27 protein-coding genes are annotated in these 26,288 nt (G+C 35.4%); 25 read left to right on the plus strand and 2 right to left on the minus strand.

From position 1 onward, the window contains the following. Nucleotides 1–11: 11 nt before the first annotated feature. The 9 genes from aroE (at nucleotide 12) to FG384_RS13710 (ending at nucleotide 6,961) form a co-directional block, all read left to right on the plus strand. Complete coding sequence (gene aroE / locus FG384_RS13670; protein ID WP_142643165.1) at nucleotides 12–842, plus strand: shikimate dehydrogenase; 831 nt, start codon at nucleotides 12–14, stop codon at nucleotides 840–842. Further along, the gene (gene yhbY, locus FG384_RS13675) at nucleotides 829–1,134 is read left to right on the plus strand and encodes a ribosome assembly RNA-binding protein YhbY (protein WP_142643166.1); all 306 of its coding nucleotides are present in this window, start codon (nucleotides 829–831) and stop codon (nucleotides 1,132–1,134) included. The genes aroE and yhbY overlap by 14 nt, the downstream gene beginning before the upstream one ends. Continuing rightward, entirely contained in the window at nucleotides 1,131–1,703 is a 573-nt protein-coding gene (locus FG384_RS13680; protein WP_142643167.1) for a nicotinate-nucleotide adenylyltransferase, read from the plus strand. The genes yhbY and FG384_RS13680 overlap by 4 nt, the downstream gene beginning before the upstream one ends. Then, nucleotides 1,693–2,259, plus strand: a complete 567-nt coding sequence (gene yqeK, locus FG384_RS13685; RefSeq protein ID WP_142643168.1) for a bis(5'-nucleosyl)-tetraphosphatase (symmetrical) YqeK — start codon at nucleotides 1,693–1,695, stop codon at nucleotides 2,257–2,259. The genes FG384_RS13680 and yqeK overlap by 11 nt, the downstream gene beginning before the upstream one ends. A gap of 4 nt (nucleotides 2,260–2,263) precedes the next feature. Further along, nucleotides 2,264–2,614, plus strand: a complete 351-nt coding sequence (gene rsfS / locus FG384_RS13690; RefSeq protein ID WP_142643169.1) for a ribosome silencing factor — start codon at nucleotides 2,264–2,266, stop codon at nucleotides 2,612–2,614. After that, nucleotides 2,614–3,351, plus strand: coding sequence for a class I SAM-dependent DNA methyltransferase (locus FG384_RS13695; RefSeq protein WP_142643170.1), 738 nt, complete (start codon nucleotides 2,614–2,616; stop codon nucleotides 3,349–3,351). The genes rsfS and FG384_RS13695 overlap by 1 nt, the downstream gene beginning before the upstream one ends. Nucleotides 3,352–3,422: 71 nt before the next feature. Beyond that, nucleotides 3,423–4,046 (plus strand): helix-hairpin-helix domain-containing protein, encoded by a 624-nt coding sequence (locus FG384_RS13700; protein ID WP_142643171.1) that lies wholly within the window; start codon nucleotides 3,423–3,425, stop codon nucleotides 4,044–4,046. 72 nt (nucleotides 4,047–4,118) lie between these two features. Further along, nucleotides 4,119–4,682, plus strand: a complete 564-nt coding sequence (locus FG384_RS13705) for a ComE operon protein 2 (protein WP_142643172.1) — start codon at nucleotides 4,119–4,121, stop codon at nucleotides 4,680–4,682. A 305-nt stretch (nucleotides 4,683–4,987) separates the two neighbouring features. Then, on the plus strand, nucleotides 4,988–6,961 hold the full coding sequence (locus FG384_RS13710; protein ID WP_240793433.1) for a DNA internalization-related competence protein ComEC/Rec2: 1,974 nt from the start codon (nucleotides 4,988–4,990) through the stop codon (nucleotides 6,959–6,961). Between the two features lie 45 nt (nucleotides 6,962–7,006). On the opposite strand, the gene FG384_RS13715 is transcribed toward FG384_RS13710, so the two are convergent. Beyond that, nucleotides 7,007–7,141, minus strand: coding sequence for a YqzM family protein (locus FG384_RS13715; protein WP_142643174.1), 135 nt, complete (start codon nucleotides 7,139–7,141; stop codon nucleotides 7,007–7,009). 154 nt (nucleotides 7,142–7,295) lie between these two features. On the opposite strand from FG384_RS13715, the gene holA reads away from it, so the two are divergent. Beyond that, nucleotides 7,296–8,300 carry a DNA polymerase III subunit delta gene (gene holA, locus FG384_RS13720; RefSeq protein WP_142643175.1) on the plus strand — a complete coding sequence of 335 codons (1,005 nt, stop codon included), beginning with the start codon at nucleotides 7,296–7,298 and terminating at the stop codon, nucleotides 8,298–8,300. Nucleotides 8,301–8,388: 88 nt separating this feature from the next. Here holA and rpsT read toward each other — a convergent pair whose 3' ends face one another. Continuing rightward, a complete protein-coding gene (rpsT, locus tag FG384_RS13725; protein ID WP_142643176.1) occupies nucleotides 8,389–8,637 on the minus strand; it encodes a 30S ribosomal protein S20 in 249 nt (82 codons plus the stop codon). A 161-nt stretch (nucleotides 8,638–8,798) separates the two neighbouring features. Here rpsT and gpr point away from each other — a divergent pair, with 161 nt between their 5' ends. The 15 genes from gpr to floA all read left to right on the plus strand — a co-directional run bounded on the left by gpr (nucleotide 8,799) and on the right by floA (nucleotide 26,275). Then, nucleotides 8,799–9,815, plus strand: coding sequence for a GPR endopeptidase (gene gpr, locus FG384_RS13730; protein ID WP_142643177.1), 1,017 nt, complete (start codon nucleotides 8,799–8,801; stop codon nucleotides 9,813–9,815). Between the two features lie 56 nt (nucleotides 9,816–9,871). Further along, entirely contained in the window at nucleotides 9,872–10,666 is a 795-nt protein-coding gene (spoIIP, locus tag FG384_RS13735) for a stage II sporulation protein P (protein ID WP_142643178.1), read from the plus strand. A 267-nt stretch (nucleotides 10,667–10,933) separates the two neighbouring features. Further along, entirely contained in the window at nucleotides 10,934–12,763 is a 1,830-nt protein-coding gene (lepA, locus tag FG384_RS13740) for a translation elongation factor 4 (RefSeq protein ID WP_142643179.1), read from the plus strand. A 706-nt stretch (nucleotides 12,764–13,469) separates the two neighbouring features. After that, entirely contained in the window at nucleotides 13,470–14,603 is a 1,134-nt protein-coding gene (hemW, locus tag FG384_RS13745; RefSeq protein ID WP_142643180.1) for a radical SAM family heme chaperone HemW, read from the plus strand. A 117-nt stretch (nucleotides 14,604–14,720) separates the two neighbouring features. Beyond that, the gene (hrcA, locus tag FG384_RS13750; RefSeq protein ID WP_142643181.1) at nucleotides 14,721–15,758 is read left to right on the plus strand and encodes a heat-inducible transcriptional repressor HrcA; all 1,038 of its coding nucleotides are present in this window, start codon (nucleotides 14,721–14,723) and stop codon (nucleotides 15,756–15,758) included. Nucleotides 15,759–15,773: 15 nt separating this feature from the next. Continuing rightward, a complete protein-coding gene (gene grpE, locus FG384_RS13755) occupies nucleotides 15,774–16,337 on the plus strand; it encodes a nucleotide exchange factor GrpE (protein WP_142643182.1) in 564 nt (187 codons plus the stop codon). Nucleotides 16,338–16,492: 155 nt separating this feature from the next. Continuing rightward, entirely contained in the window at nucleotides 16,493–18,319 is a 1,827-nt protein-coding gene (gene dnaK / locus FG384_RS13760; protein WP_142643183.1) for a molecular chaperone DnaK, read from the plus strand. A gap of 200 nt (nucleotides 18,320–18,519) precedes the next feature. Continuing rightward, on the plus strand, nucleotides 18,520–19,641 hold the full coding sequence (gene dnaJ / locus FG384_RS13765) for a molecular chaperone DnaJ (protein ID WP_142643184.1): 1,122 nt from the start codon (nucleotides 18,520–18,522) through the stop codon (nucleotides 19,639–19,641). 15 nt (nucleotides 19,642–19,656) lie between these two features. Continuing rightward, entirely contained in the window at nucleotides 19,657–20,601 is a 945-nt protein-coding gene (gene prmA / locus FG384_RS13770; protein ID WP_142643185.1) for a 50S ribosomal protein L11 methyltransferase, read from the plus strand. Between the two features lie 10 nt (nucleotides 20,602–20,611). Next, nucleotides 20,612–21,352 (plus strand): 16S rRNA (uracil(1498)-N(3))-methyltransferase, encoded by a 741-nt coding sequence (locus FG384_RS13775; protein ID WP_142643186.1) that lies wholly within the window; start codon nucleotides 20,612–20,614, stop codon nucleotides 21,350–21,352. Nucleotides 21,353–21,367: 15 nt separating this feature from the next. Beyond that, nucleotides 21,368–22,708, plus strand: a complete 1,341-nt coding sequence (mtaB, locus tag FG384_RS13780; RefSeq protein WP_142643187.1) for a tRNA (N(6)-L-threonylcarbamoyladenosine(37)-C(2))-methylthiotransferase MtaB — start codon at nucleotides 21,368–21,370, stop codon at nucleotides 22,706–22,708. Between the two features lie 120 nt (nucleotides 22,709–22,828). Next, entirely contained in the window at nucleotides 22,829–23,500 is a 672-nt protein-coding gene (gene deoC, locus FG384_RS13785) for a deoxyribose-phosphate aldolase (protein WP_142643188.1), read from the plus strand. Nucleotides 23,501–23,603: 103 nt separating this feature from the next. Next, nucleotides 23,604–23,777 carry a 30S ribosomal protein S21 gene (gene rpsU / locus FG384_RS13790; protein ID WP_004227078.1) on the plus strand — a complete coding sequence of 58 codons (174 nt, stop codon included), beginning with the start codon at nucleotides 23,604–23,606 and terminating at the stop codon, nucleotides 23,775–23,777. A gap of 165 nt (nucleotides 23,778–23,942) precedes the next feature. Beyond that, nucleotides 23,943–25,268 carry an NfeD family protein gene (locus FG384_RS13795; RefSeq protein WP_142643189.1) on the plus strand — a complete coding sequence of 442 codons (1,326 nt, stop codon included), beginning with the start codon at nucleotides 23,943–23,945 and terminating at the stop codon, nucleotides 25,266–25,268. After that, nucleotides 25,268–26,275: a flotillin-like protein FloA gene (gene floA / locus FG384_RS13800; RefSeq protein WP_142643190.1), complete on the plus strand. Its 1,008-nt coding sequence runs from the start codon at nucleotides 25,268–25,270 to the stop codon at nucleotides 26,273–26,275. The genes FG384_RS13795 and floA overlap by 1 nt, the downstream gene beginning before the upstream one ends. Nucleotides 26,276–26,288: the final 13 nt, after the last annotated feature.

Below are 26,288 nucleotides of genomic sequence, written 5' to 3' on the forward strand. Positions count from 1 at the left end.
GAGGGGAAAAGATGAAGAAATGGTTTGCAGTTATTGGGAATCCTATATCACACTCACTATCTCCTTTTATGCATGAGACATGGTTACAAGAAAATAACATAGATGCCAGCTACATACCTATCCAAGTTGAAGAAGGAAAGCTTGAGGATGCTGTAAAAGGTCTGAAACTACTTGGATGTAGTGGTTGGAATGTTACAGTACCATACAAAGAAGCAATTATTCCTTTTTTGGATGAAATTGATGATTCGGCAAAAGGTGTTGGTGCCGTAAATACAGTAGTAAAAACGGAAGATAATCGTTTTGTCGGCTACAACACGGATGGTTTAGGATTTATCCAATCTCTTGGAGAGATACAAAGTGAAAACCGAGTACTTATTATAGGTGCAGGGGGAGCAGCTAGAGGAATTGTTCATGCATTAAAGCAATCTGGATTCCACCATCTGTACGTTGCTAATCGAACGTATTTGAATGCGGAAAAATTGACTTTAGATGCTCAGGCTGGACAAGCCCTTACACTCCAAGAAGCAGAGGCTAAGTTGGGACATTTCGATATTATTATTCAAACAACACCTCAAGGTATGAAAAATCAAGCTGAATCATTACCAATTCGGTTAAATAATATAAAAGAACATGCAATTGTTGCAGATATTGTATATAATCCATTAGTTACCCCATTTTTAGAAGAAGCAAGAAAATACAATGTTCGTACGATAAACGGATTAGGAATGCTTATTCATCAAGGAGCAATTGCTTTTTCTTATTGGAATGGAATAAACCCAAGTTCAGATAAAATGATGGAACGATTAACGATGCAATTAGGAGGAAATTATGTTAACAGGTAAACAAAAAAGATTTTTACGCAGTGAGGCACATCACTTACAACCTATTTTTCAAGTAGGTAAAGGTGGGGTAAATGAAGCAATGGTTAAACAAATTGGAGAAGCATTAGAAGTTCGTGAACTAATTAAAATTAGTATTTTACAAAACTGTGAAGACGAAAAACATGAAGTTGCAGAACAATTAGCGAAAGAAGCTAATGCTGAACTTGTACAGCTGATTGGTTTAACAGTAGTGTTATATAAACCATCAAAAAATAATAAAAGAATCGAGCTTCCAAAAGCGAGTAGAGCATGAGTAAAAAAGTTGGCATATTAGGTGGTACGTTTAATCCACCGCATATTGGTCATTTAATCATTGCTAACGAAGTGTTACATGCTCTGAATTTAGATGAAGTGCGATTTATGCCAAACGCGACTCCTCCTCATAAACGAATGGACGAGCGCGTTTCAGCAAATAATAGACTAGAAATGGTGAAGAGAGCAATTAAAGATGTTCCGAAAATGGCTGTTGAAACGATTGAATTGGATCGTGGTGGCACATCCTATACATTCGACACAATGGAACTTCTACTAGCAAGGGAGCCATTTTCTAAGTTTTTTTTCATTATTGGTGGGGACCAGGTCGAATATTTACCTAATTGGTACCGAATAGATGATCTAGTAAAGAAAGTGCAAATTGTGGGAGTTCCTAGACCAAATACATCGATTGAAACCGCATATCCTATTATTAAATTGGATATCCCTCAAATTGATTTATCTTCAACGCTTGTACGAAATCGACTAGAGAATGGGAAAACTACTAGGTATCTCATCCCTGAATTAGTGAGAGATTTCATTCAAAAGGAGAAGTTATATGAAATTTGATAATCTTCTGGAACAGATGAAAGACCGAATGCCTCTGAAGCGATGGGAGCATACAAAAGGTGTAGCAACTACTGCAGTGTATTTGTCAGAAAAATACGGTGAGGATCTGGAAAAGGCTGAAATTGCAGGAATTTTACATGATGTTGTAAAGTTTGCTCATAAAGAATGGTTAAAAGAGATCATTATTTCAGAAGAGATGGATCCTTTACTATTAACGTTTCATCATGAGTTATGGCATGCTCCGGTAGGAAGTTTTGTTGCAAAAAACGAATTTCTAATTGAGGATAATGACATTCTACAAGCAATTCGTTATCATACGACCGGGAGAGCGGGAATGTCCAAGCTAGAAAAAATTATCTATATATCGGATATGATTGAACCAAGTCGAAATTTTCTTGGGATAGAAGTGTTAAGAGAAAAGGCAGAAAAAGATTTAGAAGAAGCAATGATTAGTTGTGTTACGCATAGTCTTCAATTTTTGATTGAAAAAAAACAACCGGTATTTCCGGATTCATTTCATTGTTACAATGATTTGATAATAAGAAAGGAAAAGTGAATGAATGAATTCCTCAACATTATTAGAAATAGCTTATAAAGCAGCAGACGACAAACGTGCAGACGATATTGTCGTACTAAATATGAAAGGTGTTTCACTACTTGCAGATTATTTTTTAATCTGCCATGCAAGCTCTGATCGCCAAGTCCAAGCTATTGCAAAAGAACTTTCAGAACAAGCAAGTCTTGCAGGATATAACGTTAAACGTTTAGAAGGCTTTGATGAAGCAAGATGGATCTTAGTTGATATGGGAGACGTTGTTGCACATGTATTCCATAAAGATGAGCGATCTTATTACAATTTGGAACGTCTTTGGGGAGATGCTCCGATGATTGAAGTAGGGCTAGACGCTTAATGGCCATGTACGACCAATTTGCGTTCATCTATGATCGATTAATGTCAGATATACCATATGCAAAGTATGTAGAATGGGTGCAAAAAGAAGCACCCATTTCTAAAGGAAATAAATTAGTCGATATTGGATGCGGGACTGGAGTATTAAGTATTGAATTTTCGAAAGCAGGCTATGATGTTGTTGGCGTTGACTTATCGGAATCTATGCTGACTGTTGCACATAATCGAAGTATTGAAAATAATACACATATATCATTCATTTGTCAGTCCATGACAGCTCTAGATGGAATAGAGGATATTAATGTTGCGGTTATAGCAATCGATTCTTTAAATTATTTAGAAACATTAGAAGAAGTTGAACAAACATTTCAGCATATAGCTCATTCTCTTGTAACTGGTGGTCAATTGTTTTTTGATATCCACTCACTTTATAAAATGAACGTCATATATCCAAATGGACCATTTACTTTTGAAGATGAACATGTAGCATATATTTGGAATACTGAAATTGGTGAAGAAGATCACTCTATTTATCATGACATCACGTTTTTTGTTCAAGATGATCAAGATTATTATAAACGATTTGAAGAATCACATTATCAGAGAACGTTTCCAATTGGAACTTATGTCGACCTTTTAAAAGCAATTGGTTTCTCTTCTGTTACAGTTTCTACTAACATTTTTGGAGAACAGAAAGAGGAAGAAGTAGAGAGAATTTTTATTCATGCTATTAAATAGTTCTTTCCAACAAGAGGTAAATTTAGTATAGTTTCATTAACTCCATATAATTTACCTCTTTTTTGGAGAGGATGATATTTCTGTTTCTAACTTTTATGCAGAAATATAAGAAAAAACTGTTACTCCCAACGACAGTTGTTATTCTTATAGTTATTTCCCTAATTTATTTCCAATTCAATTCAGCAAATCCCACAGCTGATTCAATTCAACCAATCCCATTAAATGAACCATTTATATTTGAAGATGAAACAACAACTGAATATAGTGAAAATAATCCCATATTCGTCGAGGTAAAAGGTGCAGTAAATAAGCCAGGAGTGTATGAATTATCTTCCGGTGATCGAGTCTTAAAAGCTATAGATTTAGCTGGAGGTTATTTGACTGAAAGTGATAGTACTAGTATTAATCATGCGCAAAAAGTAGAAGATGAAATGGTTATTTATGTACCGATTCAGGGAGAAGAAGTAGAACAGTTGCAAATATCACATGGAGAAAATTCCAACTTAATAAATATAAATAAAGCGGATGCAGCACTTCTTTCTACCTTACCTGGAATCGGTCCTGCTAAAGCAGAGGCTATTCTTTCATATCGAAATGAGAATGGAAAATTTCAAGAAACCGGCGATCTGATGAAAGTAACAGGAATCGGTCAAAAAACGTATGAAAAACTTGAATCTCTTATAACTGTAAAGTAATAAACTGTGATATTGACGTATGTGTGGACAAACTACTAAACTAAAAGAAGTATTAATCTAGGAGGTAGTTATATGGAGCGTATCACATGGGACCAATTTTTCATGGCACAAAGCCATTTACTTGCATTAAGAAGTACATGCACACGTCTAGCTGTAGGTGCAACAATCGTCCGAGATCGTCGGATTATGGCAGGAGGCTATAACGGATCTATTTCAGGTGGAGATCATTGTATTGATCATGGTTGTTATGTTGTAGATAATCATTGTGTTCGTACTATTCACGCTGAGATGAACGCTCTTTTGCAATGTGCAAAATATGGTATATCGGTAAGTGGAGCAGATTTATATGTTACACATTTTCCATGTTTACCATGTACAAAGTCCATTATACAATCTGGAATTTCAAGACTGTATTACGCGCAGGATTATAAAAATAATGAATATGCAATAGAGTTATTAAAGCAAGCGGGTGTAGAGGTTATACACGTGCCTTTCGATGAGCGGAAAATTGATTTCTTAAGTGATGAAAAAATTGCACTTTATATGGAGCTTATGACAAAACTGCGTGAGAAGGGAGCAAGTAAAGAAGAATTGGCACCTTATGAAATGAAGGTGGCAGAATTATTCGGAGTATAACGATTCGAGGTAACTTAGTATACATAGCCTTATCCATTATTATTGCTGCATTAGCTGCTTATGAATCGATAAGGCTACTGTTCTTACTAGCGATTCTTCTTTGTTGGTTAATTTACAAACGTAAACAGATTTTTTTTATCGTTTTATCCATAACTATTGGATGTCTATCCTATTTATATATTAAGAATGAAATACCGGTTTCATCTGAAACAATAGTATCCGAAATTACTTGGACAGATTTATACAAGATAGATGGTCGTTTTATTAGAGGGTTTGCAATAGGAGATGATTATAAAAAGTGGTATGTGCAATTGAAATTACATTCTGAGCAAGAGAAGATTGCATTGATGAATGAGTCTCTTACAGGTAAAGTTTTTTTAGTAGAAGCATTTCATGTTCCTAAACGGCCAATGTCTCATGCATATGCTTTTGATATGGATGAATATTTAAAAAGTTATGGTGCAGTAGGAGCAATTGAAGCTGAGCGATATCAGATTGCTGGCGAAAAAAAAGATTTTGTAAGTTATATGGCTTCAAAGCGATTTCAAATGAAGCAGCATATAAGATCTACATTTCCAGAATCTTTACAATCCGAAGCTGAAGCTCTATTAATCGGAAGTCGTGAACAAATGCCGTCTGAAATGCAAAAAGCTTATCAAACGTTAGGGATAACTCATTTATTTGCTATTTCTGGCCTCCATGTTGCGTTAGTGGCTTTATTACTCTATGAGTGTCTTCTGCGGGTAGGTATTAGAAAAGGAACAGCTAATTGGATTTTAATCTTAGCATTACCACTTTATGCATTTATAGCAGGAGGTGCACCATCTGTTTGGAGATCGGTTTCGGTCACAGAACTAGTATTGTTGAGTATGTTATGTAAGAAAAGACTTGCAATAGATGATGCATTTGCACTTAGCATTATTTGTTTTGTATTGTATCAGCCATGGATTATTTTTCAAATAGGTTTTCAATTATCCTATTTAGCAGCATTTTCTCTTATTTATTCTTCTTCCAATTTGTTAAGTAATGCTTCTTTTATTAAACAATCGTTCGTCATAACTGCAGTATGTCAGCTTATAGTCTATCCTGTTCTTCTCTATCAATTTTATGAAGTCTCCGTATCCTCTTTTCTTGCGAATTTGCTTTTCGTCCCTTTGTTTACCTTTGTTATATTACCTTTCAATTTCTTTTTCTTCTTTCTTACCTATTTATCCACTCCTATTAGCAAACTATTATTTTCTATGTATGAGCCTTTACGAAGCTTATTGGAGAAATTCATAGTTTATATTAGTAGCTTTCCATTTCAATTATGGAATCCTATGAAACCAACTTTATTCTTAATATTCATTGCCTATTTGGCAGTATTTATCTTTTTCATTTCTATAGAGAGTAAGAAAAGTAAATTATTTAGTATTGTAATTCTTTTTATACCAATGGTAATAATTCATTTGGTGCCATATGTAGACTCGTCAACAAAGATAACATTTCTAAATGTTGGACAAGGAGACTGCATCATAATTGAAATGCCTTATCGGAAAGAGGTCATCATGATTGATACTGGAGGGCTTTTAAGATTTGACCAAGAAGCTTGGAAAGATACTAAAGAGGTTTATGAAGTGGGAAGGGAAATTGTCGTCCCTTTTTTAAAAGGGAAAGGTATCACCAAAATTGATATACTTATAATAACGCATGCAGATGCAGATCATATGGAAGGTGCAGAAGAAATATTAGAAGAAATTAGAGTGAAAGAGGTCCACATTACACCTAGTTCATTTAGAAAAGAGATTATGAATGACTTAATGGAAGAGATAAATAAACAACGAATTCCTTTATATGAAAAAAAAGCAGGTGATCATATAAAATCAAAATATTATCAATTTCGATATTTATATCCATTGGATTCAAATTATGAAGGTAATAATGATTCACTTGTGTTATCTATGCGAAATTCCTATTTTCATGGTTTATTTATTGGAGATTTAGAAAAACAAGGAGAAGAGGATCTTGTACGGAACTACTCCAAATCTCTTCAGCATCTAACCTTATTAAAACTAGGTCATCACGGAAGTAAAACATCGAGTAACCAATCATTTTTAGAGCTAACTCAACCTAAAGTTGCGGTTGTTTCTGCAGGTTATAATAATCGTTATGGTCATCCACATCCGGAAGTGGTGGAGCGTTTAAAATCATTACAAATACCATTTTTACAAACAGGTACAGACGGAACAATCCAAGTTGAAATAACAAGAGTTGGGGAGATACTTATTTCTACTCCATAAATGAGAAAAGGATTTTGCCTTTTTAGACAAAATCCTTCTCAGTTATTATCGAGATACAAATTCAACAATTACCGCAATAAAGAACATTACTGTAAAAAATCCAAAGGAGACTGCGAAACCTACGCCTGAGTCTATTGCATCGTTACGTTTCGACTGTACATTTTGTTCAAACTCATTCATTGCTACCCCTCCTATTTCATCCTAATTATAATGGATTGAATATAAAAAATCTACATAGAATCGCTCATATTTCCTTTACTAAAAGGATTGACACAATTTATACACTTATTTTCATGTATAATAATATTAACAATGTAAAGCAAGGAGATCATGTATGATTTCAGAAAAATGGATGCAAATATCAAATAATAAGATTTCGGAAGTATATTTATTATATGGAACAGAATCGTATTTTATAGAAGAGACAATTAAAAGATTAAAAAAACAGTTAAGTGAAATTGGAGAATTAGAGATCGTCCACTTTGATTTAGAAGAAAAAAATATTGAAGAAGTAATTTATGAGGCAGATACCGTCCCATTTTTCTCTGAGCGGAAGCTTGTTGTTGCGAAAAATGCGTTCTTTTTAAAAGCAACAGAGAAAGGTAAAGAGAAAGTTGTTCATGACACAGGTATATTGGAACAATGGTTGCAAAATCCCTCGCCAACTGCAGTTACAGTATTTATAGCGCCTTATGAAAAATTAGATGAACGAAAAAAAGTGACAAAATCGATGAAGCAGCATGCCAATGTTATAGAAGCTTCTAGTTTGCAAGTACATGATTTAAAAGGCTGGATTTTACACGAAGTATCAAATCTTGGAAAAACGATTACAGAGGATGCTATGGATTGTTTGATCGAAGTAGGAGGTACTAACTTAGTACATTTGCAAACAGAGTTACTGAAAATATCCACTTTTTTAGGCGAATTAGATGAAATTGATGTTGAAACAGTTAGGCTACTTCTTGTAAGAACATTGGAACAAGATGTTTTTACACTAGGTAATGCTTATCTTAGTGGAAATAAGAGCGAAGCAATAGAAATATATCATGACTTATTAAAACGAAAAGAAGATCCATTGAAGTTAAATGCACTCATTGTGACTCAAGTACGTCTAATGATTCAAGTAAGTCATTTAAAGAAAAAAGGTTATCATGCACAGCAAATTGCTAACCAATTAAAAGTGCATCCATATCGAGTAAAATTATTATTTGATAATCCAAGTATTCAAAATGAAAAAAAACTTCTTTCGACATTAAATGATCTTGCGACAGTAGATTTGCAATTAAAAACATTGAATATCAATCGAGATAGAATTTTAGAAATGTTTTTAATGAAATAGAAGAAAAATAAAGGGTTTATAGAGAGAATACAATTGGGCATATATCAAAAAGAAAGACTGGCCGATGAATCGGATCCAGTCTTTTTACTTACGCTTTTTTCATTAATTGAGCTTTCTTGCGAGTAGCTGCGTTTTTATGAATTAAACCTTTAGAAGCTGCTTTTTCAACTTGTTGAATAGCAGATTTAATAAGTTCTTTTGCGTTTTCGTCGTTATTAAGTGCTGCAGTGTCAGCTTTTTTTACAGCAGTACGCATAGCTGATTTTGCTTTTGCATTTTGAGCGTTTAACGTCTCATTTTTCTTAACACGTTTAATAGCAGATTTAATATTTGGCATACCTTTCACCTCCTAATAAGGTCTGAGATGATACTTTTATGTGTTGAAAACTGTCTAATACAACAAGCATTATTTTAACAAACGAAAAAACAAATTGCAATATATAAATGCAAAGAATATTTACTTGACACATAGTACACACTAATTTGGAGGTGAAATTTATGTGGGGACGAACAGATTTAATAGACGAAACCGAGGAAATGGTCCAGCACCGTATAAAGAAAGAAAAGGATGTTTTAAAAGAATCAGAAGGTATAATGTTTGAAGAAAGTAGAGATGGTGCAGTTTTAATCACTTCAATTGAAGTAGACGAAAATGGAGAAAAAAAAATAGGAAAGAAAAAAGGGAAATATATTACGTTAACAGATTTAACGGTCAACCCAGATGATGAAGAAAGTTTTAAGCAGTTAGAAAAAATGTTTGTTCAAAAACTTGAAGAAATGCATGCCAATTTAAACTTAACGAAATCATCCAAAGTACTTATTATTGGATTGGGTAATTCAACGATTACACCAGATGCCATTGGACCGAAAGCAATTGAATATTTACAAAGCTCATCATTATCTCAACAAGTAGATAATGTTAAAGTAGTGATGTATGCACCAGGAGTTACTGGACAAACGGGGTTTGAAACAAGTGACTTTGTTGAGGCAATAAGTAATGCATTTAATCCGGATTTAATCATTGTATTAGATGCACTTGCTGCAAGAAATAGTGAGCGACTTTGTAAAACAATTCAATTGACAAATACAGGTATACATCCAGGATCGGGTGTAGGTAATCAAAGAAAAGAAATATCAGAAGAAGCTTATGGAGTGCCAGTTACGGCTATTGGTATTCCAATGGTTGTGGATGGGCCAGTATTATACGCAGATGCAATGGAGCACGTTATTCATTATATAGGATCTAAAATTGAAGAAAAAGGGAGTCCTTCTTCCGCTTTAGCAGTGACCCCGATGGTTTCGAGTAAAAAATCTTCTATTGATACAAAGGTTTTACAACCAATTTTTGGTGAATGGGTAACTTGGTCAACGGATGAAAAAAGAAAATTATTTGAAGAAGTATTTGTTGGAAAAAATCCTTCATTATTTGTGACGCCAAAAGAAACGGACGCGTGGGTGGATCACTACGCATACTTACTTTCCACTGGAATAGAATCTTGGATTACAAGCAGATAATGGTGTTCTAAAACAACCCCTCCTCAACATACGATTGTTTGAGGAGAGTGGAAAATATGGCTAAATCCCTAAAGAATTTAACTACCATTTTATTACTATTGTTTTTAGCTCCCATTATTATTGCGACAATCCAAACACCTCTTGTAACGCAACAAACGGAAGAGATTAAAAAAGAGGATAAACCAATTGTTTATGCTGCGCAATTAGATTCAAAAGCAGATGTTACAGAAATAGTGGAGCCTAAAAAAGCATATGTTTATTTTACGCATTCTCATGAAGCATTTCTCCCCATTCTTGCAGCAAGCGAAGAAAAAATTTCAGTTTATCATCCGGTGAATAATATTACTTCCTTTCAAGATCAAATTGCTGCCCAATTTGCATTTCATCAAGTAGAAACGGAGTTTTTAGAAAAAGACAGTACAAAAGAAATGGATGATTACCATACTATCCGTCCATTTGTTCAAGATGCATTAGCACATAGTGAGTACGATATTGTCTTTGATATTCACAGAGACTCAGCGAAAGCAAATGTTACAACTCTACAAAGTGGTAATGAAAGTTACGCGAAATTTATATTTGTTATTGGTGGAGAGCATCCAAACTATAGATGGAATGAACAACTTGCAAATAATCTCTCTGATCAATTAAATAAATTAGTACCTGGGATTTCACGAGGGATTTTGGTTAAATCCGGAAAAGGTGTCGACGGTGTATATAACCAAGATCTTGCAAAAAATTTATTAGTAGTAGAACTAGGAGGTATTGATAATACCGAGCAGGAGATTAATCGTTCAATTGCGATTTTAGCAAAAGCTGTTTCAAATATGTTTCATCAACAAATCGCATCCTAGTGGAATAAAAAAAGAGGTTGAGCACTCCAACAATGCTTAATCTCTTTTTTATCATTTTAGCCACGATTGTCTTAACAACTCGTTTTTGATAAGATTATATTCTGGTAAAAAATGATTTCAAATAATAAGTATATTTTTTTGAATAATACATAAAAACAAAATTTACAATCATTAGACATAATAATTTTACAGATTTAGTAGTTAAGCATTACGTAACAGAGTGTTGTCTGTTATAATTCTTAGTAGTTTAATTAGGAGTGAACAAGCATGAATCATGAACAAAGAATCGAACGTCAAAAAAAGATTCGTAACTTTTCGATCATTGCACATATTGACCATGGAAAGTCAACGCTAGCGGATCGAATTCTAGAAAAAACAAAAACATTAACTTCAAGAGAAATGAAAGATCAATTGCTCGATTCGATGGACTTAGAACGCGAAAGAGGAATTACGATTAAATTGAATGCTGTTCAATTAACATATACAGCTAATGATGGAGAAGAATATATCTTTCATCTAATCGATACACCTGGACACGTCGACTTTACGTACGAAGTATCCAGAAGTTTGGCTGCATGTGAAGGGGCAATTTTAGTTGTCGATGCTGCACAAGGTATTGAGGCTCAAACTTTAGCCAATGTATATTTAGCGTTAGATAATGATTTAGAGATTTTACCTGTTATTAACAAAATCGATTTACCTGCCGCAGATCCAGAACGTGTAAAAAAAGAAGTAGAAGAAGTAATTGGACTGGATGCCTCAGAAGCTGTTCATGCTTCTGCAAAAGCGGGAATTGGGATAGAGGAAATTTTAGAACAAATTGTTGAAAAAGTTCCAGCACCTACTGGTGATCCTTCCGCGCCACTAAAAGCCCTTATTTTTGACTCGTTGTTTGATCCATACCGAGGTGTAATTGTATATATCCGAATTATGGAAGGTACAGTGAAACCTGGAGATAAAATAAGAATGATGTCTTCTGGGAAAGAATTCGATGTAGTGGAAACTGGAGTATTTACACCTAGAGCAACTATGCGAGATGAGTTAACAGTTGGAGACGTTGGATTTTTAACAGCATCCATGAAGCATGTAGGAGATTCAAGTGTTGGGGATACAATAACTTTAGCAACAAACCCGGCTTCGGAAGCTCTTTCTGGGTATCGTAAGATGAATCCAATGGTATTCTGTGGATTATATCCAATAGATAATGCTAAATATGTTGATTTACGTGACGCATTAGAAAAATTACAACTAAATGATTCTGCTTTAGAATTTGAACCAGAAACTTCTCAAGCATTAGGTTTCGGTTACCGTTGTGGTTTCTTAGGATTGCTTCATATGGAAATAATTCAAGAACGTATTGAACGTGAATTCAAAATTGATTTGATAACTACTGCACCAAGTGTTATTTATGACGTAAAGCTAACAAATGGAGAATCTATCAAAGTAGACAACCCATCTATGATGCCAGATGTTCAAAAAGTAGATAAAATTGAAGAGCCATATGTTAAAGCTTCTATTATGGTTCCAGAAGATTATGTAGGCTCGGTTATGGAATTATGTCAACGTAAACGTGGTAGCTTCGTTACAATGGATTATTTATCTTCAGCACGTGTGAATATAATTTATGAAATACCATTATCCGAAATTGTTTATGATTTCTTCGATGCTTTAAAATCAAGTACAAAAGGATATGCTTCTTTTGATTATGAACTAATAGGATATAAGGAATCGAAACTTGTAAAAATGGATATTCTGCTTAACAGTGAAAAAGTGGATGCATTAAGCTTCATTGTACACCGTGACTTTGCTTATGAGCGAGGAAAGGTAATTGTTGAAAAGTTAAAAGCCTTGATCCCAAGACAACAATTTGAAGTACCTGTTCAAGCTGCAATCGGTCAAAAAATTGTAGCTCGTTCAACAATTAAATCGATTGGTAAAAACGTTTTAGCAAAATGTTATGGTGGAGATATTTCACGTAAACGTAAACTTCTTGAAAAACAAAAAGAAGGTAAAAAACGCATGAAACAAGTTGGATCTGTAGAAGTTCCTCAAGAGGCGTTTATGGCAGTCTTAAAGATGGACGAGCCGAATAAGTAATAAAGATGAAAGGGGGCAACGCTAGTAGCCTCCTTTTTCCTTTAAAAAGATAAGAAACAACCATGTCTCACATTTCACATTAGCCACCATCTACCATGAAAAAGAAAATGTATGAGCTAAACGGTATGGTTTTGATTAACATTGGTTATCCTATTAATTTTCAGTTTGAATCAAGTCGCTGTACAAAAGTATAAAAACTTTGTATGTCATGAATGAGTAATCATGGACTTTGGTTCAATGATTCCGTTACAAGCGGACGTTTTTCTCGGGCGTTTCCTCAGCCTCCTCGCTTCGCTGTGGGGTCTTCGACTAACGCTATTCCCGCTGGAGTCGCCGCTTTTCACTACATCCATTCGTTGTGTAAAATTATAAAAATGCTAATATTATACAAATAGTGCTTATCATTTATTTCAACGATTTATATCTAATCGGCGGATGAACATTCAAATTTTTTATTTGTTGTTTGGAGAAGCGTCCGCTCGACTCCTGCGGGAAAGTGGAGTAATTTAGACCCCGCAGGAGTGCGTAAGCGCGACGAGGAGACTAAATTCTTCGCCCGCGGAAAGCGTTGCGGTAAGCTTCGGAAAACAGTTGAGATGGACATATTTAAAGGGCGCTTGCGCTTTTCTTAAAAATAAATTTACACGTTGCTTACTTCGGGTTGACGTCTGCCCATGAGCATTTCTTATAGAAAGTGGTGAGAATTATGGTACGTGGAGTATATATTCATATTCCTTTTTGTCATCAAATTTGTAATTACTGCGATTTCAATAAATTTTTCTTTCATAACCAACCAGTTGATGAATATATAGAATTATTAGGAAAAGAAATGGAATTGTATAAAAGCCAATTAGAAGACGCAAGGATTGAAACAATTTTTATCGGTGGAGGAACGCCGACTTCTCTAACGGAGAAACAATTGGAACGATTATTTACACTTATTCAAGCACATATTCCATTAAACGATATCGTTGAATTTACGTCCGAAGCTAATCCAGATGAGTTAACATTTGAAAAAATGAAACTTATGCACAGTTATGGAGTAAATAGATTAAGTATGGGAGTTCAAACGTTTGATCAAGATCTACTTAAAGTACTTGGAAGAACCCATTCAAATGAACATGTTTATGAAGTCATTGAACATGCTAAAAAGATTGGTTTTCCATCCATCAGTATGGACTTAATGTATGGTTTACCAAATCAAACAATGGAACAGTGGAAGTATTCTTTGCAAGAAGTGTTCCGATTGAAGATACCTCATATTTCTGCGTATTCACTTTTAGTAGAACCAAAAACGGTTTTTTATAATTTAATGTCCAAAGGAAAACTCTCTTTGCCTGGTGAGGACTTAGAAGCTGAAATGTATAGCTATCTTATGGATGAGATGGATAAACAAGGCTATCATCAATATGAAATCAGTAATTTCTCTTATGGAGGAAAAGAGTCTCGACATAACTTAATTTATTGGGACAACGATGAATACATTGGGCTCGGTGCTGGTGCTCATGGCTATGTAAATGGCATACGATACTCCAACCATGGACCATTAAAGAAATATATGCAAACAATCGAGTCAAATGATAAACCATTTATGATGCAGAAAGAAGTAACTGAAACCGAAAAAATGGAAGAAGAAATGTTTTTGGGATTAAGAAAAAATGCTGGAGTCCCAATGGATGTCTTCTATAACAAATATGGTCAATCACTTCAAAATGTTTATGGCAAGGAGTTAAAAGAACTTGTTGAAAAAGAATGGATTGAAATGAACAATAATCACGTCCGTTTAACCCGCCGTGGTCGTTTCGTTGGGAATGAAGTGTTTCAATATTTCCTTAAGTAAGAAAAGTAATTACTTATTTCAAATGAATCATATTCATTGACAGTTTTCCTTAGATTTGATACCTTTTATATGAGTATTAGCACTCTCAACGAACGAGTGCTAACAGAGGTGATAATCATGCTAACTAATCGGCAATTATTAATATTGCAAGTAACGGTAGATGATTTTATTGAAACTGCTCAGCCAGTTGGGTCTCGTCAAATTTCGAAAAAGGAGGAAGTTCCATATAGTCCTGCTACTATTCGAAATGATATGGCGGATCTTGAAGATATGGGCTTTTTAGAAAAAACACATACTTCGTCTGGTCGTGTTCCTTCACAAAAAGGATACCGTTATTATGTAGACAATATGTTAACTCCACAACTAATTTCGAAAGATGAGATTAAACAAATTCGATCTATCTTTGAAGATCGAATGGTGGAGACGGAGCAAATTATTCGGAAGTCAGCAAAAATTTTGTCTGAATTGACGAGTTACACCTCCATATTATTAGGACTGGATGTTAGAAAACATCGAGTAAAACGATTTTCGATCGTACCATTAACAGATGATTCTGCTGTTGCTATTATCGTGACAGACAGTGGACATGTTGAAAATCGAGTATTCTCAATTCCTGAGAGCTATACTTCATCTGATATTGAACAAATGGTCAATTTACTAAATGAAAGCTTAGTAGGTGTTCATTTACACGAGCTACCTGTCAAGCTTGAAGTAGTAACTCGTACATTATTAAATCAACGAGTGGGACATTTTAATGAATTATTTATTTCGTTAAACAAATCGATGATGATAGAGCAAGAGGATAAAGTATACTACGGCGGTAAAATGCAGCTGTTAAATCAACCAGAATTTAATGATCTTGAAAAAGCCCGTAGTATCATGTACTTGATGGATCATGTAAGTCAAATTCCGAGTATTTTCCCTGTCGATAAAAAAGGAATTCAAATTCACATTGGTTCTGAAAACAACCATCTTGCTATGGAAGATTGTAGTGTAATTACAGCATCTTATGCAATTGGTGATGAACAAATGGGCTCCATAGCGATTATTGGTCCTACACGTATGGACTATAAACGAGTTGTTTCATTACTCGATGTAATGAGTGGAGATTTATCAAGGGAATTATCTAGAATATTACTTGGTCATCATGGATAAAGGAGAATTGCAAACATGACAAATCAAAAAGAAGAAGTAGTAGAAGAAGTGGAAGAAGTGGAATTAGAAAAGTTGGAAGAGCAAGAAGAAACAACTACTCAAGAAGAGATGATAGAGGAAGTTGTAGAAGTAGATGAACTTACACTTGTTCAGCAAGAATTAGAGGAAGAAAAAAATAAGTCAATTCGATTAAGAGCGGACTTTGAAAATTATAAGCGTAGAGTTCAATTAGATAAAGAGGCAGACTACAAGTACCGAGCACAAACTGTATTAACAGACATTTTGCCAGTATTGGATAATTTCGAACGAGCGTTAGCTATTCAGACAAACTCTGAGGAAGCTGCTTCTTTAGCTAAAGGTGTAGAAATGGTATATCGCTCCTTACTAGATGCTGTTGCTAAAGAAGGTCTTGAGACAATTGAATCTGAAGGAGTTCCTTTTGATCCTAATTTTCATCAAGCAGTTATGCAAGAAAAGGACGAATCGAAAGAATCTGGAATCGTGCTTCAAGAACTACAAAAAGGGTATAAGTTAAAAGATAGAATACTTCGCCCTTCTATGGTTAAGGTAAACGAGTAAACTTAGATTGTTGAGAATGAGTTCTAAATTGTGACGAGTTATTGTGACTCGACTAACAAACATTTTCAATTACTCTTATGGCAAGAAATTCATATATATTAAGAATTTCTATAAATGAATTACTATACTCAGTTATAAATTAGGAGGAAATATTTATGTCTAAAATTATCGGTATTGACTTAGGAACAACAAACTCATGTGTATCTGTACTAGAAGGTGGAGAACCAAAAGTAATTCCAAATCCAGAAGGTAACCGTACAACACCATCTGTTGTTGCATTTAAAAATGGGGAAAAACAAGTTGGAGAAGTAGCAAAACGTCAATCGATTACGAACCCAAATACAATTGCTTCTGTAAAACGTTTAATGGGTACAAATGAAAAAGTAAAAGTGGAAGATAAAGAATATACTCCACAAGAAGTTTCTGCAATGATTCTACAATACTTAAAAGGTTTCGCAGAAGAATATTTAGGTGAAAAGGTAACAAAAGCTGTTATCACAGTTCCTGCTTATTTTAACGATGCAGAACGTCAAGCTACAAAAGATGCAGGTCGTATCGCTGGTCTTGAAGTGGAACGTATTATTAACGAACCAACTGCAGCTGCACTTGCATACGGTTTAGATAAAATGGATCATGATGAAAAAATTCTTGTTTACGATTTAGGTGGCGGTACTTTCGACGTATCTATCCTTGAACTTGGTGACGGAGTATTTGAAGTACTTGCAACAGCCGGAGACAACAGACTTGGTGGAGATGACTTTGACCAAGTATTAATGGATTACTTAGTACAAGAATTCAAAAAAGAAAATGGAATCGACTTATCACAAGATAAAATGGCTGTTCAACGTCTAAAAGACGCTGCTGAGAAAGCGAAAAAAGATTTATCTGGAGTAACTTCAACTCAAATTTCTCTACCGTTCATTACAGCTGGCGAAGCTGGTCCACTTCACTTAGAAGTAACGATGACTCGTGCGAAATTTGATGATTTAACAGCTCATTTAGTTGAGCGTACAATGGTACCAACTCGTCAAGCGATGAAAGACGCTGGCTTATCAGCTTCCCAAATCGATAAAGTAATTCTTGTTGGTGGATCTACTCGTATTCCAGCAGTACAAGAAGCGATTAAAAAAGAAACTGGTAAAGAACCACATAAAGGTGTAAACCCTGATGAAGTAGTAGCAATGGGTGCAGCGGTTCAAGGTGGAGTATTAACAGGTGATGTAAAAGACGTAGTTCTTCTAGACGTTACACCACTTTCACTTGGTATCGAAACAATGGGTGGCGTATTCACTAAGTTAATCGAACGTAATACAACAATCCCAACATCTAAATCTCAAACGTTCTCAACTGCAGCAGACAACCAACCAGCAGTAGACATTCACGTGTTACAAGGTGAACGCCCAATGGCTACAGATAATAAAACACTTGGACGTTTCCAACTTGCGGATATTCCACCAGCACCACGTGGCGTTCCACAAATTGAGGTAACTTTCGATATTGACAAAAATGGTATCGTAAATGTAAAAGCAAAAGACCTTGGTACTGGAAAAGAACAAAATATTACAATTCAGTCTAATTCGTCCTTATCAGATGAGGAAATCGAACGTATGGTAAAAGAAGCGGAAGCAAATGCGGAAGCGGATAAAGCTCGTAAAGAAGAAGCAGAAGTGAAAAACGAAGCGGATCAATTAGTATTTATGACTGAAAAAACATTAAAAGACTTAGAAGATAAAGTATCAGAAGATGAGAAAAAGTCTGCTGAAGATGCAAAAGAAGAGTTAAAAGCTGCACTTGAAGCTGGAAACTTAGAAGACATTAAAGCGAAAAAAGATAAATTGAATGAAATCGTTCAACAATTAACGATGAAATTATATGAGCAAGCACAAGCAGAAGCTGCTGCAAACGGTCAACAAGCTGGACCATCTGATGATGGTGTTGTAGACGCAGAATTCGAAGAAGTAAACGACGATAAAGACAAGTAAGATAGTCGGTGGAAAAGTCAAAGACCGTTTTCGGCTTTGGCTTTTTCAATGTTCAGGCTATAAACGCTTTTTTCCTCTGAAACTTTATTTACAAGGAGGAAAAACAAGGCACTATTGCTATTCTTAATGTTTTGCTATAAATAATTTTTCCATGTTACAATAATCTTTATGTGTAGGTTAAAAGAGCGGGAGAGTGAAATATGAATAAACGAGATTACTATGAGGTACTTGGATTATCCAAAGGTGCTTCTCAAGATGAGATAAAGAAAGCGTATCGTAAGCTGTCCAAACAATATCATCCGGACATTAACAAAGAAGCTGATGCGGATGAAAAGTTTAAAGAAATATCAGAAGCATATGAAGTGTTAAGTGATGAACAAAAACGTGCCGCATATGATCAATTTGGTCATGCAGGACCGAACCAAGGTTTCGGTGGCTTTGGCGGTAGCGCGGATGGTTTCGGGTTCGAAGATATTTTTAGTTCGTTTTTTGGTGGCGGTGGATCTCGTCGACGTGATCCAAATGCACCGAGAAAAGGTGATGATCTTCAGTACTCAATGACAATTGAATTTGAAGAAGCTGTTTTTGGAAAAGAAAAAGAAATTGAAATTGCTAAAGAAGAAAATTGTGATACATGTAACGGAAGTGGTGCGAAACCTGGAACACATCCAGAAACATGTACACACTGTAATGGGGCAGGTCAAGTTAATATTGCACAGGACACTCCTTTTGGGCGTATTCAGACAAAACGTGCTTGTCACCAATGTCATGGAACTGGGAAGATGATTAAAGACAAATGTTCAACTTGTCACGGGAAAGGGACTGTCAATAAACGCAAAAAAATTAAAGTGACAATTCCAGCTGGTGTTGACGACGGACAACAACTTCGTGTAACTGGCCAAGGAGAGCCTGGTAAAAATGGTGGTCCAGCAGGTGATTTATATATTGTATTCCGAGTAAAACAAGATCCTCGTTTTGAGCGAGACGGCGATGATATCTATTACGAATTACCGTTAACATTTGCACAAGCCGCACTTGGAGATGAAATTGAAGTGCCAACTGTACAAGGGAAAGTAAAATTAAAAATCCCTGCAGGTACACAGTCTCAAACTAAATTCCGCTTAAAAGGTAAAGGCGTGAAAAACGTGCATGGGTATGGTGTTGGTGATCAACATGTTATTGTCAAAGTAATCACACCGAATAAATTAACGGAAAAACAAAAACAATTATTACGTGAATTTGCTGAAATTAGTGGAGACATTCCGGAAGAGCAAGGAAGTTCATTATTTGATAAAATAAAAAGAACTATAAAAGGTGAGTAAAGGAGTTGATCGCAAGTGAAGTGGTCTGAACTATCAATTCATACAACAAACGAAGCTGTTGATGCGATAAGTAACATTTTGCACGAAGCAGGTGCGAGTGGAGTAGTTATTGAAGACTCAGAAGAGTTAATTAGAGAAAGGGAAGATCGTTTTGGTGAAATTTATAGCTTAAATCCAGATGATTTTCCAGTAGACGGTGTTCGAGTAAAAGCTTATTTAGCAGAAACTAGCTTTCTATTAGAGACAGTTGAAGAGATCAAACTTGCGATCAATAATTTACAGAACTTTAATATCGATATTGGTCATAATATTGTAACTGTTCAAGAAGTGGATGAAGAAGATTGGGCAACCGCATGGAAAAAGTATTATCATCCAGTCAAAATATCGAATCGTTTTACGATTGTTCCAACTTGGGAAGACTATAAAAGAGTAAACTCTGATGAACTTATTATCGAATTAGATCCAGGTATGGCTTTTGGAACGGGAACACATCCAACTACGGTTATGTGTCTTCAAGCGTTAGAAAAAACGGTGCAACCTGATTCTAAAGTGATTGATGTGGGAACTGGATCGGGCGTACTTTCAATAGGTGCAGCTAAACTTGGTGCAACATCTATTCATGCACTTGATTTAGATGAAGTGGCAGTTGCTTCAGCAAAAGCGAATATCGCAATAAATCATGTAGAGAATCTAGTAGAAGTCACTCATGGTAATTTACTTGACAATGTAAAAGAGCAAGCCGATATTGTTGTAGCAAATATTTTAGCTGAAATAATTATGACATTTACGGATGATGCATTTTCAATTGTGAAGGAAAACGGACTGTTTATCACTTCAGGAATAATTTCTGCTAAAAAAGAGGATGTAAAAAATGCTTTGCAAAAATCCGGTTTTGAAATCGAAGAAGTGATGATGATGGAAGATTGGGTAACCATTATTTCCAAAAAACCGATTCAATAAGGAGATTGTTATGCAACGTTATTTTACGAATGAACTAATCCAAGAAAATAATATGATAACAATTACAGGTGAAGATGCGCATCATATGATTCAAGTGATGCGCATGTCTCCTGGGGATCATGTGTATGTAGTATCTTCAAACAATACGTACACAATGGAGATTGTTGAGGGTTCTTCCAAATCTGTTTTGTTACAAGTGATCGAGATGCATGAACACTCAAATGAAATGCCTATAAAAATTTCTATTGTTTGTGGACTTCCGAAAGGCGACAAGCTAGAGTTGATTACACAAAAAGCAACGGAACTAGGAATGCACACACTCTATCCATTTGAAGCAAAAAGATCCATTGTGAAATGGGATAAACAAAAGAACGAGAAGAAGTTAGCCCGTTTACAAAAAATTGCAAAAGAAGCAGCAGAACAATCTCATCGTTCGTTTATTCCGCATATACATAATCCGATTTCATTAACAGAACTTTTGGAAATTGCCAAAACATACGATGTAAAATTTGTTGCAGATGAAGAAGATGCAAAATCAACCATACGTAAAAAGTTTGCCGAGCAATTAAAAAAGGTGTATGATAAACAATCGATACTTATCGTATTTGGTCCAGAAGGTGGACTAGATCGTTCCGAAATACAACTATTAAAAGAAAATGAATTTCAACCAATTTCACTTGGGCCAAGGATTCTAAGAACAGAAACTGCGCCGTTATATGCACTTGCTGCAGTTTCTTATGAATATGAATGAAAGAGGTGTAAGGACATGTCATCCGTAGCATTCCATACATTAGGTTGTAAAGTAAATCACTACGAAACAGAGGCAATTTGGCAACTATTTAAAGATAATGGTTATGACCGTGCTGATTTTGAAAAACAATCGGACGTATACGTTATTAATACATGTACTGTTACAAATACTGGTGATAAAAAAAGTCGTCAAGTAATTCGTCGAGCAATTCGTCAAAATCCAGATGCTGTCATTTGCGTAACAGGATGTTATGCACAAACTTCCCCGGCAGAAATTATGGCAATTCCAGGGGTAGATATAGTCGTTGGAACGCAAGAACGTACAAAAATGCTTGATTATATTGAACAATTTAAAGCAGAACGTAAACCAATTAATGCAGTAGGCAATATTATGAAAAATCGTGTTTACGAAGAGTTAGACGTTCCTTCATTTACGGATCGCACGCGTGCTTCGTTAAAAATCCAAGAAGGATGTAATAACTTTTGTACTTTTTGTATTATTCCATGGGCTCGTGGACTGATGCGATCTCGAGATCCAGAAGAGGTAGTTCGTCAAGCACAACAATTAGTTGACGCAGGTTATTTAGAAATCGTATTAACTGGTATTCATACTGGTGGTTACGGAGAAGATTTAAAAGACTATAATTTAGCACAGCTATTAAGAGATATTGAATCACAAGTAAAAGGGTTAAAGCGTCTTCGAATTAGCTCAATTGAAGCAAGTCAATTATCTGATGACGTGATCGATGTGCTGAGAGATTCCAAAATTGTTGTTAGACATTTACACATACCAATACAATCAGGCTCTAATACAGTTTTAAAAAGAATGCGTAGAAAATATACAATGGAATTTTTTGCGAATCGATTAGACAGATTAAGAGAAGCTTTACCTGATTTAGCGATAACTTCGGATGTTATTGTTGGTTTTCCAGGAGAAACAGAAGAAGAGTTTATGGAAACGTATAGTTTCATTCGTGACCAACGTTTTTCAGAGCTTCATGTTTTCCCATATTCAAAACGTACCGGTACTCCGGCAGCTAGAATGGAAGACCAAGTTCCAGAAGATGTGAAGAATGAGCGCGTACACCGTTTAATCACTCTAAATGATCAATTAGCTGTTGAATATGCAGCAAGATTTGAAGGAGAAGTATTAGAAATAATTCCGGAAGAAAAATACAAATTAGATCCAACGTCTAATTTATATGAGGGATATACAGATAACTATTTAAAAGTTATTATTCCTGGTTCTGAGGATTTAATCGGGAAGTTGACTCGAGTAAAAATCACAAAAGCTGGTTATCCATACAACGAAGGTCAATTTGTACGTGTACTTGAAAATGTAGAAGAACTTGTTTAATTATATTACTCCCGATTGTTTAGCTAACACTAACAATCGGTTTTTTTTATCCCACTGGCTTTTTTCCTCATTTGCCGTTATGATTAAGAGGTACGTACAACTGTTGGAAGGGGAATTTTGATGACTCAAAACATTGCTTCATTAATCGATCATACATTATTAAAACAAAATGCAACAAAAGAACAAATTGAAAAACTTTGTGAGGAAGCTAAAACGTATACATTTGCATCCGTATGTGTCAATCCTACTTGGGTAGAACTTAGTGCGAAGCTATTACAAGAAAGCTCTGTTAAAGTATGTACAGTTATTGGATTTCCATTAGGTGCAAGTACTACTAAAGTAAAAGCTTTTGAAACAACAAATGCGATTGAAAACGGTGCAGATGAAATAGATATGGTAATAAATGTTGGTGCATTAAAAGATGCTGACTATGATTTTGTACAACAAGATATAGCTGCTGTAGTAGAAGCTGCAAAAGGCAAAGCAATTGTTAAAGTAATTTTAGAAACTTGTTTATTAACCGATGAAGAAATTAAAAAAGCAAGTGAGTTATCAAAAGCTGCTGGAGCAGACTTTGTGAAAACTTCTACTGGATTTTCTACAGAAGGTGCAACAGTAAAAGCTGTTAAGATTATGCGTGAAACTGTTGGATCAGAGCTTGGTGTGAAAGCTTCTGGTGGTGTTCGCAGCTTAGAAGATTTACAAGCAATGGTTGATGCTGGAGCTTCAAGAATTGGTGCAAGTTCTGGAGTGGATATTATGCAAGGATTAAAAAGTGAATCTGATTATTAATTTAATAGTAAGTATTGACCAAGTGGAAACAATACGATATAATTTTTTAGTACATAACACTTGGTTATGTGCTTGACGTGTGTTCGGAGGGAGGGAAAAAGAGATGTCAAAAACTGTCGTTCGTAAAAACGAATCGCTTGAAGATGCTCTTCGCCGCTTCAAACGTACTGTATCTAAAAGTGGTACAATTCAAGAGGTAAGAAAGCGCGAGTTTTATGAAAAACCAAGCGTGAAACGTAAAAAGAAATCAGAAGCTGCACGTAAACGTAAGTGGTAAATTAATCCCAACCATCCCTACGTTCAAAACACGTACATTATGATTAACATTTACAATTATGTAAACCGAGAAAATTTATTTTCTCGGTTTATTTTTATTTTACGAAACTTTTTTTGTTCTAGTCCGTAAAGAATAATATACATATAGAAGAAGGGGGGTTTAAGGATGAAATTGTCTCGATACATTATTTCTTTTTGTTTATTGTTATTTTCTTTTTTCATGATTGTTCCTTCCATAAATGCTGATACTCCAAAAGTTTATAAAATTCCAGTATACGATGAAGTAGAAAAAGGATTATATGCTTTTTTAAAAAGGGCTATTCATGATGCGGAAGAAGCAGGTGCAGAAGCAATTATTTTTGAAATAAATACACCGGGTGGTTTTGTGGATTCAGCTGAGAAAATAGCTAGTTTACTTGATTCTACTTCGATTCGAAAAATAGCTTATATTAATTCAAAAGCTCATTCGGCTGGTGCATTTTTAGCTTTACATGCAGATGAAATTTATATGTCCCCAAGTGGAACAATTGGCGCGGCTGCTGTAATCGATAGTAGTGGGAACACTGCAGATGAGAAAGCTAATAGTGCGTGGAAAGCGAATATGATTAGTGCAGCCGAACTTACTGGAAAAAACCCAATCTATGCTCAAGCAATGGCAGATGATTCAGTAGATTTGCCACAATATAGAGCACCTGTAGGGAAATTGTTAACGCTCACTTCTGCAGAAGCATTGGAAGTAGGTTATTCGGAGGGTACGGTAAGTTCTTTTAAGGAATTATTAAATCAGACGAATCTTTCAGATGCGAAAGTCGTGGCAACAGAAGAGACGTTTATGGAATCGGTTGCACGTTTTATTACGAATCCAATTATTGTGCCGATATTATTATCGATAGCAAGTTTAGGTTTGGTTATTGAACTGTACTCCCCCGGCTTTGGAGTTGCAGGGACGATGGGGCTTATCTCACTCAGCCTTTTCTTTTTTGGGCATCTAGTAGCTGGACTTGCTGGTTATGAAACGATTATTATTTTTGTTATTGGAGTACTCCTTATTATCGCGGAATTTTTCTTACCTGGAGGAATTAGTGGTATATTAGGTGCAGCTGCTATTATTTTTAGTATAATACTAGCAGGAGGCAATATTGTACAAATGAGCATTGCTATTTTAATTGCTTTAACAGTAGCTATAGTGGGAATGGTGATTATTATGAAGTTTTTTGGAAAACGGTTGAAAGCATTAAACAAGATAATATTGTCGGATGCTACAACGACCGAACAAGGATATGTGTCCAATGAAAATCGAATCGATTTAATTGGCAAAGTGGCCGTTACAATGACAGCCCTTAGACCAGCTGGAACTATACGTATCGAAAATGAGCGAATCGATGCAGTATCTGACGGTAGTTTTGTAGAGAAGGAAAAACAGGTTAAAATTATTAAAGTAGAAGGCTCTCGTATTGTCGTACGAGAAGTCGCAGAAGGGGAGGCAATATAATGGTTTTTACTGGATCAACAATCACGTTAATTATAGTTATAGTTTTAGCATTTATAGTGCTATCGGTATTCTTTACATTTTTCCCTATTGCACTATGGATTTCAGCTTTAGCAGCTGGAGTGAAAATAAGTATCTTTACACTAGTAGGGATGAGGTTACGTCGAGTAATTCCGTCGCGCATTGTAAATCCGCTTATTAAAGCACATAAAGCTGGATTAAATGTTTCTATCAATCAATTAGAAAGTCACTATTTAGCTGGTGGTAATGTAGACCGTGTTGTAAATGCTTTAATTGCTGCACACCGTGCAAATATAGAACTTTCATTTGAAAGAGCAGCAGCAATTGATCTTGCAGGTCGTGACGTATTACAAGCAGTACAAATGTCTGTTAACCCGAAAGTTATTGAAACGCCATTTATTGCCGGTGTTGCGATGAACGGAATTGAAGTAAAAGCTAAGGCTCGTATTACAGTAAGAGCGAACATCGACCGTTTAGTCGGTGGAGCAGGGGAAGAAACAATTGTTGCACGTGTTGGGGAAGGGATTGTCTCTACAATCGGTTCTAGTGCAAGTCATGAACGAGTACTTGAAAATCCAGATCTAATCTCTCAAACAGTGCTTTCTAAGGGGCTAGACTCTGGAACTGCATTTGAAATACTATCGATTGACATTGCGGACGTTGATGTAGGCAAAAACATCGGTGCAGAGCTTCAAACAGAACAAGCTGAGGCTGATAAGAAAATTGCCCAAGCAAAAGCAGAGGAACGTCGAGCGATGGCTGTTGCATCTGAGCAAGAAATGAAAGCGAAAGTACAGGAAATGCGTGCGAAAGTAGTAGGAGCAGAAGCAGAAGTACCTTTAGCTATGGCGGAAGCACTTCGCGAAGGAAATATTGGTGTAATGGATTATATGAATTACAAGAATATCCAAGCAGACACAGGTATGAGAGACTCTATAAGTAAAGTTGGCGGAGATAAACCATCAACTGATGAGTTGAAGGACTCTTAATATAGTGGAAAGG

It is taken from the genome of Psychrobacillus vulpis (assembly GCF_006861825.1).
Classification (GTDB): Bacteria; Bacillota; Bacilli; order Bacillales_A; family Planococcaceae; genus Psychrobacillus; species Psychrobacillus vulpis.